General features: G+C 73.1%; 11 protein-coding genes and 2 pseudogenes. 7 read left to right on the top strand and 6 right to left on the bottom strand.

Annotation, left to right across the window (positions count from 1 at the left end; genetic code table 11):
• Positions 1 to 407: 407 nt before the first annotated feature.
• Positions 408 to 548: a hypothetical protein gene (locus AB0D10_RS42100; protein ID WP_360267014.1), complete on the bottom strand. Its 141-nt coding sequence runs from the start codon at positions 546 to 548 to the stop codon at positions 408 to 410.
• A 101-nt stretch (positions 549 to 649) separates the two neighbouring features.
• Positions 650 to 904, bottom strand: a complete 255-nt coding sequence (locus tag AB0D10_RS42095) for a hypothetical protein (protein WP_360267011.1) — start codon at positions 902 to 904, stop codon at positions 650 to 652.
• Between the two features lie 346 nt (positions 905 to 1,250).
• Here AB0D10_RS42095 and AB0D10_RS42090 point away from each other — a divergent pair, with 346 nt between their 5' ends.
• Positions 1,251 to 1,784, top strand: a complete 534-nt coding sequence (locus AB0D10_RS42090; protein ID WP_360267008.1) for a hypothetical protein — start codon at positions 1,251 to 1,253, stop codon at positions 1,782 to 1,784.
• Positions 1,785 to 1,834: 50 nt separating this feature from the next.
• Here AB0D10_RS42090 and AB0D10_RS42085 read toward each other — a convergent pair whose 3' ends face one another.
• Both AB0D10_RS42085 and AB0D10_RS42080 read right to left on the bottom strand, forming a co-directional pair.
• Entirely contained in the window at positions 1,835 to 2,578 is a 744-nt protein-coding gene (locus AB0D10_RS42085; protein ID WP_360267029.1) for a hypothetical protein, read from the bottom strand.
• A 56-nt stretch (positions 2,579 to 2,634) separates the two neighbouring features.
• Positions 2,635 to 2,814 (bottom strand): annotated as a pseudogene (locus tag AB0D10_RS42080) (replication-relaxation family protein); the annotation flags it as partial.
• Between the two features lie 155 nt (positions 2,815 to 2,969).
• Between AB0D10_RS42080 and AB0D10_RS42075 the strand changes: the two are divergent.
• The 3 genes and pseudogenes from AB0D10_RS42075 to AB0D10_RS42065 form a co-directional block, all read left to right on the top strand.
• Positions 2,970 to 3,170: pseudogene (locus AB0D10_RS42075) on the top strand (MFS transporter); the annotation flags it as partial.
• A gap of 30 nt (positions 3,171 to 3,200) precedes the next feature.
• Positions 3,201 to 3,554, top strand: coding sequence for a hypothetical protein (locus AB0D10_RS42070; RefSeq protein ID WP_360267005.1), 354 nt, complete (start codon positions 3,201 to 3,203; stop codon positions 3,552 to 3,554).
• Positions 3,545 to 4,135 (top strand): hypothetical protein, encoded by a 591-nt coding sequence (locus AB0D10_RS42065; protein ID WP_360267002.1) that lies wholly within the window; start codon positions 3,545 to 3,547, stop codon positions 4,133 to 4,135. The genes AB0D10_RS42070 and AB0D10_RS42065 overlap by 10 nt, the downstream gene beginning before the upstream one ends.
• Before the next feature lie 645 nt (positions 4,136 to 4,780).
• Here AB0D10_RS42065 and AB0D10_RS42060 read toward each other — a convergent pair.
• Positions 4,781 to 6,019 (bottom strand): aminotransferase class I/II-fold pyridoxal phosphate-dependent enzyme, encoded by a 1,239-nt coding sequence (locus AB0D10_RS42060; protein WP_360266999.1) that lies wholly within the window; start codon positions 6,017 to 6,019, stop codon positions 4,781 to 4,783.
• Positions 6,020 to 6,201: 182 nt separating this feature from the next.
• Between AB0D10_RS42060 and AB0D10_RS42055 the strand changes: the two genes are divergently transcribed.
• The 3 genes from AB0D10_RS42055 (at position 6,202) to AB0D10_RS42045 (ending at position 9,567) form a co-directional block, all read left to right on the top strand.
• Positions 6,202 to 7,137 (top strand): helix-turn-helix transcriptional regulator, encoded by a 936-nt coding sequence (locus tag AB0D10_RS42055; protein WP_360266996.1) that lies wholly within the window; start codon positions 6,202 to 6,204, stop codon positions 7,135 to 7,137.
• A gap of 1,161 nt (positions 7,138 to 8,298) precedes the next feature.
• On the top strand, positions 8,299 to 8,688 hold the full coding sequence (locus tag AB0D10_RS42050; RefSeq protein ID WP_360266993.1) for a transglycosylase SLT domain-containing protein: 390 nt from the start codon (positions 8,299 to 8,301) through the stop codon (positions 8,686 to 8,688).
• 408 nt (positions 8,689 to 9,096) lie between these two features.
• Complete coding sequence (locus tag AB0D10_RS42045) at positions 9,097 to 9,567, top strand: hypothetical protein (RefSeq protein ID WP_360266990.1); 471 nt, start codon at positions 9,097 to 9,099, stop codon at positions 9,565 to 9,567.
• Between the two features lie 793 nt (positions 9,568 to 10,360).
• Here the strand turns inward: AB0D10_RS42045 and AB0D10_RS42040 are convergent.
• On the bottom strand, positions 10,361 to 11,203 hold the full coding sequence (locus tag AB0D10_RS42040) for a siderophore-interacting protein (RefSeq protein ID WP_360266987.1): 843 nt from the start codon (positions 11,201 to 11,203) through the stop codon (positions 10,361 to 10,363).
• Positions 11,204 to 11,423: the final 220 nt, after the last annotated feature.

The following is an 11,423-nucleotide window of genomic DNA, read 5'->3' as shown; positions in this document are numbered from 1 at the left end:
CTCTCGTCTCCGACCGCCCCCTTCGAGGGGCCGACTCTGTGACGGCCCCTCGACGGACGGACCGAGCGATGGCCGACCTCGATAGCGATCCCCGGAACGGTCGCCCTGCTGCGCGATTCGCGAAACGGCTGGCGCCAGGCCACCGAATCGAGGTGGTCGCGCTGGCGTGGGCGCTGCTTCCGGGCGAGTGCGGCAGGGGTCTTCGGGTCGCGGTCACGACGTACGACGTGACCGAGCCCAAGGTCGAGACGATGGCCCGGTTCGGCCTGGTTCGGCAGCCTCGGCGGAGGCGTCGAGGGCTGTTTGTCGCCAGGGTTGCGGCTAACCGACTGACCGGCGGGCGCTGATGGCATGGCGCCTGCCTGACCCCATGCTCCGGAGCGACAGCGTCCTGACAATGGGCGGTGTCAGGTGCCGGAGGGTGAGGCTGTCGGCGCCGAGGCGTTCCAGCTGGCGAGGAGGTCGAGGGTTTCGGCGTCGCGGCTGCCGGGCGGGACGGCGCAGAGGATGAGGTAGAGGCCGTCGTCGGCGGTGAGCCGGGTGGTCATTCCCGGCCTAGGTCACCGCCCGGCAGCACATCCACACTGACGCGAATAGGTCCAGACAACATGCGGAACCAGGCCAGAAGAAGCCCATCAATACCAACAGGTCACACCCGACGCTCCCTCGCCGGGTAGAGCTTGGCGTGCAGCACCCGGTCCTCCCACCACGGATCGTCCGGGGCGGAGACCAGGGCGGCTACCTGCTCGCGCTTGGTCGGGGCGGGCAGCACAAACGGGCCCCGCTCCTCCGTCTCCCGGTCGCTGACACACTGCGGGCACTCCAGCCGGCCCGAGCCGGCCTTCTCCCGCAGCTCCAGCCCCGAGCCCGCCTTCCCGCCGATCGAGCCCCTGCAGTCCGGCACGGGCGCAGCGCGGCGTTCGCCTCCCGGGCAGCTTCCAGCTGTTCTTCGGATTCCCGTTCCAGGTGCTGGGTGTGTTCTTGGTGGCAGGTCCAGCAGCGGCCGCCGGGGCGGCGGGTCCACTGCTCGTTGCCGCTTGGGCCGTACTCCCGGGTGCTCTCCTCCTTCGGGACCTGGCCGCAGTCGGCGCAGGCCGGGTCCCGCATCAGCTCCCGGTGGGCCTGGCGGGCCTTCGTCTCGCGGGCTCTCTGGCGCAGGTCGTAGGCGTCCCATCCGGGGCAGCCGCATCGCGCTTGTGCCGGGTTCGGTGCCCCAGCCATGATGTGCCCTCGCGAACAAAGGAACGAACATGAACGTCCAGGTAGAGTACGACGCAGCACCTGAGGAGCTCGCCACCGCGGTGAGAGCCAACTTCCCTGCACCGGCAGTGCGCTGGGCGATCGCCGGCGCCTGGTTGCTGCTCTCACTGCTCTGCCTCGCAGCGGGCGGTGTCCTCTTCGCGATCGCCGCGCTCATCGCCTGCCTGATCCAGGTCCAGAACATCACAGTGGTTGCCAAGAAGCTCGCTTCTCGTTCCGCCCGGCGCCAGGCGGGTCCCACATCGGTCGCGATGACTGATCAGGAGGCCGTCATCCGTACGGCGTCCGGGGAGTTGAGGTTCCCGTGGACGTCGGTCACCCGAGCCACGGACACTCCCCTGGCCTGGTCGATCCTGGTGAAGAGGCCGAGCGGAGCGCCCGTGGCCGCGACCATCCTCAAGACGGCCTTCACCGACGCTCAGGCCGCCGACGTCACGGCCGCGCTCACGCGGCTGACCAAGACCAAGGTCAAGGTACGCAGGTCGAATGCCCCCGGCGTCGCCTCCGGAGCCCCGGCCAGGTAGCAACGCGGCCACCAGCTCCCGTTTGGTCGGGGCGGGCAGCACCAGCGGGCTCAGGTTCTACGCGGCACGTCCCGCTCGCACTGCGGGCACTCCAGCCGGTCCGGGCCGGCCTCCTCGGTCAGCTCCGGCTTCGAGCCGGCCTTCCCACCGATCGAACCCCGGCACGTCCAGCACGGACGCAGCGCGGCGTTCACCTCCCGGGAGGCCTCCAGCCGCGCCTGGGCCTTGGTCTCCCGCTCCTGCTCCTGCTCGCGCTGCTGCTGGTGCTGTTCGCGGCAGGGCCAGCAGCGGCCGCCGGGGCGTCGGATCCGCTGCTCGCGGCCGTGGAGGCCGTACTCCCAGGTCCTCTCCTCCTTCGGGACCTGGCCGCAGTCGGCGCAGGCCAGAGTCCGCATCAGGTCGCGGTGGTCCTGGCGGGCTCTCCTCTCCCGGGCGCCCTGGCGCTGGTCGTAGGCGGCGTGGTTGTCCGGGTTGTCGAGCGCGTCGGTCAGGGAGTGTCGTCCGGGGCGGCCGTAGCGCCACCACACCGGGCCGAGCGGCCCGTGCTCGGCCGGCAGCTCCAGCGGGGTCGCGACGACCGGTACGGCGTCGTCGTACTCGCGCCAGCCGTCGCCGTCGTTGTCGTGCAGCCGGACGGTCCACCAGGAGCCCCGCCAGACCTCGGCCGACAGGTCCGCGACCGCCTCCTGCCGGCTGGCCAGCGCGACCGGTCCGGCGTCGGTGACGACCAGGGCGACCGGCGGGTACCCGGCACGGGTGTGCCCGGGCCAGGTACGGCGCCACCAATGCACCATCCGGTCGCCCGGCTCCCGGTCGGCGAGAGCCGGGTCGTTGTCCCGGACCCGGTGCGGAACAGCTCGCGGTACCGGGGGACCTTCGCGGCGACGCCGGCCGGCGCCATGGTCGAGCGGTCCACCTCGACCATCAGCACCGACACCCCGATCTCCGGAGCCTGCCACACCCCGTCCGGACGGACCTTCCGCTTCCCACCCGGCAGCAGAAACTCGGTCTCCGTCGACCAGGACCGCACCGTGCCCACACCCGCCCACGGCCCCGGGCGCGCTGCCGCCGAGGACGAACGCGGCGACCGTCTCGTTGACCGCCATCACGTGCTGAGCACCGCAGCGGACCGCGCCCCGGGCGCCGCCGCCTGGCCTTCGGTGCGGCCTCGACTCCTTCGACACCGGCCTGCTGCTGTCGACCTCGGCGGTGTACTTCGTCGCCGTGATCGGCTTCGGAGTGCGCGACGTCGGCCTGGTGATGTCGGTGGCCGGCGTGGCGGGCCTGCTCGGACCCGTCCCGGTGGGCCGCCTGGCGGACCGGCTGGGCCTGCGCCGGGTGTACTGCGGCGCACTGCTGCTGCGCGGGGCCGGCTACCTCGGCTAGGCCTTCGTCACCGACTTCCGGACATTCGTGGTGGCCACCTGCCTGCTGCGCATGCTCGACCAGTCCACCCCGCCCCTGCAGCAGTCACTGGTCGGCGCCCTGGCCCAGGGCGGCGAACGGGTACGGACCATGGCACTGGTGCGCAGCGTGCGCAACACCGCCCTGAGCGCCGGGTTCCTGGTCGCGGGGCTGGCGCTCGCGGTGCACACCAGCCCCGCCATGATGGCGATGCTGATCGGCAACGGGCTGAGCTTCTTCGTCCTGGCCGCCGTGATCGCCTCGCTGCCGCTCCGGCCCCGGCCGCCACTGCCGCACCGGGCGGTGCGGGCACGGCCCCGGGGCGCTCCCGTCCGCCGCTGCGCCACCGCCGCTTCGTGCTGCTGACGGCCAGCAACGGCCTGCTGCTGCTGCACGATTCGGTGCTGTTGGTGCTGCTGCCGGTCTGGGTCGTGACCAGGACCTCGCTGCCCGCCGCGATCGTGGCGGGACTGCTCGCGGTCGACACCGTCCTGACCGTGCTGCCGCAGCTGGGGTTCAGCCGCACCGAGCGCCTCACCCACCGGCTGGACGCGGTCCTGCTCGCCGCGGCGGGCTTCCTGGTGGCCGCCTGCGCGGCGTTCCCGGCAGCCGCGCACCTGTCCGGCGCCTGGGCGGTGGCGGGCTGCGCCGCGGCGGTGGCGCTGCTCACGGTCGGCGAGAACCTGCACGCCGTCGCCGGCTGGCAGCTGTCCTTCGACCTCGCGCCGGCCGACCGGCGCACCGAGTACATGGCCGTCTTCAACCTCGGCCTCGGGCTGCAGAACGTCGTCGGCCCGGCCCTGATGACCTCGCTCGTCCTGGGCGCGGGCCCCACGGGCTGGCTGCTGCTCGCAACCCTGTTCACGGGCTCCGCCCTGGCCTGCCGCGCGGCAGGCACACAGCGGGCCCCGCTACCGCTCCCCCACGGAGGGATCTGTCACGGCTGAACACGTCCTGGTTCTCGGCGGCGGGATGGACATGCCCGCCATGCTGCGCGAGCAGGGACCCGACGTCCGCACCACGGTCGCCTGCCAGCAGGCGGCGACCCTGGTGAACGGGTCCAGTGCGTGGACGGCCTTGACCACCGCGGCCCAGCACGGACCCCAGGCCGGGGCGCAGCACGGGTCAGGACCACGAGCGCCCGGCAACGGGCCAGGACCCACCGCTCCCGCCACCCCGGACCCGGGTGCGGGTGAGAAACAACCCAGTCGTCCCGACCACCCCGGACCCGGGTGAGGACGGGCTGCCGGCCCGGCCGCACAACGGAATCGGGCCAGGAGCAACCCAGTCATCCCGACCGTACGTCCCGACCGCACCCGCCCCGGACGCAGCACAGGCCAGGTCCCGGGCCGGCCCGGAAACGGGCCGGGACCCGCTGCTCCGACCACCCCGGACGCGGACAAGGACCGGCCGCCGGCCCACCGCGCCCTGGGAACGGGCCAGGAGCAGCCGTGGGTCCGACGGCCGCCGCTGCGCTCGTCCCCGCCCGGCCATGGTGCTGGTCGGGTTCCGGGTGTGCCCGGGCCCGGACGGGGACGGTGTGACCGGGCCCGGACGGGGACGGTGTGACCGTGCCCGGGGCCGGGTGTGGGTCAGTCCTGCTGCTGTGCTGCGAGGACTTCGCGGACGCAGACCGCCAGTGCCCGCAGCGCGGTTTCCAGGTCGGCCGGCTCGGGGTAGCTGGGGGCGATCCGGATGGTCCGGTCGTGCGGGTCGTCGCCGTACGGGTGGGTGGCACCGGCCGGGGTCAGTGCGACGCCGGCCGCTGCGGCCAGCCGGACCACCTCGCGGGCGCAGCCCCGGGGGACGTCCAGGGACACGAAGTAGCCGCCCTTGGGCTGGGACCAGTGCACTGCCGGGTGGTCGCCGAACTCTTCGCGCAGGATGCGCTCGACGAGTTCGAACTTGGGCTGCAGCAGGTCGCGGTGGCGGCGCATGTGGGCGCGTACGCCGTCGGCGTCGCGCAGGAAGGCGACGTGCCGCAGCTGGTTGATCTTGTCGGGGCCGATGGTGCGCTTGCCGGTGTGGCCGAGCAGCCAGGCCACGTTGGCGGGGGAGGAGCCGAAGAAGGCCACGCCGCTGCCGGCCGTGGTGACCTTCGAGGTGGAGGCGAAGACGAACGCCCGGTCCGGGTGGCCGCCCTCGGTGCAGGCCGCCAGCACGTCGGCGAGTTCGACTTCCTCGTCGGTGAGGTGGTGGACCGCGTAGGCGTTGTCCCAGAAGATCCGGAAGTCCGGCGCGGCGGCCGGCATCCGGGCCAGGCGGCGCACGGTCTCGTCGCTGTAGCAGGCGCCGTCGGGGTTGCTGTACTTGGGAACGCACCAGATGCCCTTGATCCGGTCGTCGCCGGCCACCAGGTCCTCGACCACGTCCAGGTCCGGGCCGTCGGGCGTCATCGGGACCGGGATCATCCGGATGCCGAAGCGCTCGCACAGCGCGAAGTGCCGGTCGTATCCGGGGACCGGGCACAGGAAGGCGATCTCCGGTTCCCGTGCCCAGCTGCGCTCGGAGCCGGGCACCCCGCTGAGCATCGCGTGGACCAGGCTGTCGTGCATCAGGGCCAGGCTGGAGTTGTCCAGTGCGACCAGTTGCGCGACGGGCACGCGCAGCAGGTCGGCGAAGATCTCCCGCAGCTCGGGCAGGCCCTGCAGGCCGCCGTAGTTGCGGCAGTCGGTGCCGTCGGCCGCGGTGTGCCCGACGGCGTGTGACAGCAGGTCCTGTGACAGGTCGAGCTGCCGGGGAGAGGGCTTGCCCCGGGTCAGGTCCAGGGACAGCCCCCGTTCCAGCAGTTCCTGGTACTCCCCGACGGATCGCGGCTGCACGGGTGTCACGGACTTCCTCCCTTGGAGCGGGCCTTGTCCGGACAGCCTAGCGAGGCCGTAGGCTGCGCTTTTCGACGGCCACTACGATCGTGGACCAGACCATCGGTGGGACGGCGTTCGAACGTTGCCTGGGGGGGCGCATGCTGACGAGTCTTGGGCTGGACACCTTCTCCGAGCAGGTGTAGCGGCAGATGCCGGCCTATCCGGAACTCGGTCTTCCGGAGCTCGCGGAGCGGCCGGGCAGCTCCGTCGAGGAGATCCAGGAAGCCTGGGACCGGCTCGCCGACCTGTCCCTGCTGCGGCCCACCCGCAGCGGATCACGCGGCCTGCACGTGGTCAGCCCCGAAGTGGGCCTGGAGATGCTCCTCGCCCGCGAACAGGCCGAACTCCTCGAACGCCAGCAGCAGATCGAACGCAGCCGGGTGGCCGCCGCCGCGCTGATCGCCGACCACGCCGACCTGCGCCGCGAGTCCCCGGTCGCGTACGTGGAACAGCTGCCGGGCGTCGAAGCGGTACGCGACCGGCTGCGCAAACTCACCGGCGAGGTCGAACACGAACTGCTGGCCTTCGCCCCGGGCGGCGCGCAGAGCCCGGAGAACCTGGCCGCCGCCCGCCCCCTCGACGAGGAACTGCCGGCCCGCGGGGTGCGCATCCGCACCCTGTACGTGGACAGCATCCGCAAGGACCGGGCCACCGCCGAGTACGCGAGCCGGCTGGGCTCGGCGGGCGGGCAGACCCGTACCGTGCCGAGCCTGCCGCTGCGGATGCTGATCATGGACCGGAAGATCGCGGTGGTCCCGGTCAACCCGGAACGCTCCGACCAGGGCGCCGTGGTACTCCACGGACCGGGAACGGTCACCGGGATGTACGCGCCGTTCGACCAGTTCTGGGCCCGTGGTGTCCCCCTGGACCAGGAACCCGGAGGTGACGCGTTCGACGAACTCAACGGCCAGGAACGCGAAGTACTCGCGCTGCTCGCCGACGGCATGACCGACGAAGTCCTCTGCCGCCGGCGGGGCGTCTCGGTGCGTACCGCCCGGCGGATCATCGCGAAACTGATGGACCAACTCGGCGCACGCAGCCGTTTCCAGGCCGGCGCGGAAGCCGTACGACGCGACTGGATCTGACACACCCCCACCCCCACACCGCCGCCACCAGCCTCCCGACACCACCGCCCGGCCCCATGGCACCCGGCACCCGGCACCCGGCACCGTGGCATCCGGGGCCGGGCCCACCACCGAGCACCCGCCAGACGCAGCCCTGCACGGCACGCAGCCCTGCACAGCACGAACGCGGCACAGCACGAAGACTCTGTGCGGGGCGCCGACCGGCCGGAGCGCACCTCGGCCCCGACACCACCGGACTGCCGGGGCCGAGCAGCCGTGCCGTGTTCCGGCCGGGGATGCCGCAGGGGATCCCACGTGCCGGCCGGCCCGGCACCGACCCGGCGACACGAGCGGCCTTCCCTCCGTGAACACCCCGTAGGACGAACAGCACGGCCGGCCGGTACGGGCGCAGCGAGCCGGACCACCGGAGCACCCTGCACCCTGCGCCCTGCGCCCTGCGCCCCCACCAGACACGGCCCGGCCGGCCGGTACGGGCGCAGCGAGCCGGACCACCGGAACCGGGAAACCGCCATAGCGGAATCCGCCCACGATGCCCCTACCGAAACCGATCAGGCCGGCAGCCACCAGAAGCCACGCCACCCCGACACCGGCGCAAGCCGCCCCGCCCGGGACGGGTGCCGACGCGACAAGACGGTCACGGAACGTGACCGTGGTGTGAGCTGGATCCCGTCGCAACGGGCACCGGAGGGGGGCGGCTCGTGACGGTCATCACGCGCTTCACGGGACTCCTACCCTTCCTAGTGGACCACCCTCCCGCCCCCGGCGGCGCGTCCGCCCCGGCCACCCGGGGCGGTGCCGCGTTCCCGTGGTTATGGCGGGGTTCCCGGTGTTTCCGCAGGCCACACCCAAACAAATTGCCCTGAATGTCTGTTTTTGGCGAGGTTTGACCGGGTCGGTGGCGGGTACCGGCCCGCCCCCGGCAGGCGCGCCCGCCACGCCCCGCTACGACGACGCGTCGTAGCGAAGGGCCCTTGGAGCCGGGCCCCGGCCCGGCTAACAATGGCTCAGTCGCCAGCTGCGGCGGCGGTTCGATCCGCTGCCGCACTCCCGCCCGGTGGTCACCACCCGTGACCACCCCGGTGCCCAGCCCCGCCCGCCGGCCCTCCCGGGCCCGCCGAGCCGCGGGACCAGGCACCCCCACGATTGAGGTCGAACTCCCACATGCCCGTGATCTCCACCCGCATGCGCAAGTCCGCCGCCCTGTTCACCACCGCCGTCGGCCTCGCCGCGATCGGCGCCGCCGTCGTCCCCACCGCCGCCTCGGCCTCCACGCCGCAGTCGCTGGCCGCGAGCATCGTCCCCGCCGACCAGCTCGCCTCCTTCGACCAGATCATCTCCCACGAGAGCGGCTGGAACGTCACCGCGACCAACCCCTCCTCCGGCGCCTACGGCCTCGCCCAGGCCCTGCCCGGCAACAAGATGGCCACCGCCGGCGCCGACTGGAAGACCAACGCCGCCACCCAGATCAAGTGGGCCTACGACTACATGAACAGCCGCTACGGCAGCCCCAACCAGGCCTGGGCCTACTGGCAGATCCACCACAACTACTGACCGGCCACGGCCGGCCGGCCACACCCGCCAGCCCGCCCGCCCCGCGCCCCCGCGACACACGCCACAAGCCGAGTCCGGGACCCCGCGGGGCCGGCACCGAGGGGCCCGGAGCGCACACCACGCGCACCGGGCCCCTCGGCGTCGACCCACACGCACAGGACCGGCCCGGACAGACACCCCCGCCCGCCCGGCAGCCGGCAGCCCGGCCCGCAACGACCCGGCAGACCCGGAGCAGGAAGCCCCGGCGGACCGGACCAGGCCCGGCCATGAGACGAGCCGCCAGGAGCAACACGCCCACTACTTCGGAATGCCGAAGCAGTCTCCGGCAATCCATGGACAACCGGGATTCATCTGTGGAAGCATCCTCCATGCGCCACAGGAAGTGGCGTCCAAGGTGGGGAGACTCCGGTGAGCGACGAACTTCAGCACTTCATCTCGATACCGGTCCCGAGCCAGTTCGCGCCGCAGATCTACGCCTATCTCGCCGAGCTGACCGGTGCCGCGGGGCCGCAGAAGCCCCAGGAGGGCAAGCAGGACGGGCCGGCCGCGGAACGCTGGGGCGTCGAGGACTTCCGCCGGCTGATCGCCGACCAGCGTGACTCCGTCCGGGTCGCCGCATCCGTGCTCGACATCCTGGCCGGACGTCCCAGCGAGCGTGTGAGCTACTCGTACCTGGCCGAGAAGCTCGGGCTGGAGCGATCACAGCTCCAAGGCGCGCTGTCGGGCTTCAGCCGGGTCCTGAAGAGCGGGTACGGCGGTCTGGTGTGGCCGATGACCTGGGTCGAGACGCTGACCGGAGAGCCGGGGCTCAAGAAGGAGTACTTCTACACGGTCACCGAGACCGTGGCCCGACGGTGGAACGAGGCCCGCTCGAAGTAACCCGCCCCCTGGCACCTGCGGGCGGAACCCGCACCGGCCCGCGCACACCACCTGCCCATCGCGGACAGGCGGACAGAACAGACGGGCCCGCCCCGCCCGGCGCACACCGCGGTACCGCCCGGCCACCGTGCATCCGGCCACACAGCCCGGCCACCGTCCGGCCGCGGCCCGGCCGCACCGCCCCGCAGAAATCCGTACCCGGCCCGGACCCCGGCCCCCGAAGAACCAGCCACCAGGCAGCCCTCGACCGGGAACCCACCAGCACGGCAGGGCGACCACCGCACCCGGGACCGCACCCTCCGCCCCCAGCAGGCACCACAGAACCGGGACACACACCCCCACGGCGGCGGCCATGCGCAGACCGTCGACCGAGCCGGTGGTATGCGCGGCGCAGCGGCCGCCGATCCGTGGTCCCGTCTCCCACCGGAAGGCGGGAGGAGGGAGGTTGCTGACGGGCCGGACACCGCCGGGCCGACAGCCCGGCACACCCTCCCGTCGGCTGCACCACCACCACACACGGGCCCGCGGCCGGACCGGCAGGCGGCGGCCCGGCCGCCGGCGGGCACCGCGCACGGCCGCGCCCGGCGGGGCAGACCCATCAGGCCCGGCAGCCCCAGCAGTCCCAGCCAGGCCAGTCCCCGGCAGTCCCAGCAGTCCCAGCCCGGCCGGGGCCGGTACGGGGCGGCGTCGCCGCCCTCACCTTCCGCCACGGCGCCCGGGACGACCGCCCGCAGGCGCCGGTGCCCCGGGAGAGCGAGCGGCCCGCCGCCCGGCGGCACGTGCGCGGCCCGGATCAGCCGGCCTGCTCCTGCTCCGCCTCCACCCGCGCGTTCCACTCCCGCTTGGCCGACCGCCACACCTCGTCGCTCTGCCCGAACCGCCAGTAGCCCGAAACCGACAGCCGCTCGCGCGCGACCCCGCGCTCCAGACGGAGCAGACGGCGCAGGTCCCGGACGAAGCCCGCCTCACCGTGCACGAACACCGATGGCGTGCCCGCGGGGAACTCCAGCGCGCCCACCGCCTCGACCAGCGCCTCGCCCACCGGGCGCGCGCCGCGGTGCAGCCAGCCGACCTCGACGCCGGCGGGCAAGACGATCTTCTGCTCCTCCGCGGCGTCCGCGACCTCGACGAAGGCGTGGACCACGGCACCGGCCGGCATCCGCTCCAGCGCCGCGGCGATCGCGGGCAGCGCGCTCTCGTCGCCCGCCAGCAGGTGCCAGTCGGCACCCGGGTCGGGGGCGTAGCCGCCGCCGGGGCCCAGGAATCGCACCGTCTCACCGGGCCGGGCGCGGGCCGCCCACGGCCCGGCCAGGCCCTGGTCGCCGTGCACCACGAAGTCGACGCTCAGCTCGCGCAGCACCGGATCCCAGGCCCGCACGGTGTACGTCCGGGTCGCCGGCCACTGCCCGGGCGCGAACTCCTCACGGATGCGCGCCATGTCGAACGGTTCCGGGTAGGAAACGCCGGCGGGTGCGAAGAGCACCTTGATGTAGTGGTCCGTGAACTCGCCGGCGTCGAAGTCCTCCAGTCCCGCGCCGCCGAGGACCAGACGCACCATGTGCGGGGTGATCCGCTCGGTCCGCAGCACCCGCGCTTCACGCACCCGCGGTGTCCCGCGGGTCGGCCGCTCTGCCATGAAGGCCCCCCTGAGCATGATCACACATTATGATTAGGCTTACCTAAGTTAGCACCCCGGAGCGGCGGACACCCACACCCCACAGCGAACCCCGCCCCCGGGAAGAACCCGCCCCCACCGGCCACGGACACCCCGGCAGCCCTCCCACCGGCCACGGACACCGCGCGGGTACGGACACCGGCCACCGGCCACGGACACGGCCGCCCTGGCAGCCTGACCA

The organism is Kitasatospora sp. NPDC048545 (genome assembly GCF_040651155.1).
Taxonomy (GTDB): Bacteria; Actinomycetota; Actinomycetes; order Streptomycetales; family Streptomycetaceae; genus Kitasatospora.
This window is presented reverse-complemented; position numbering and strand designations above follow the sequence as displayed.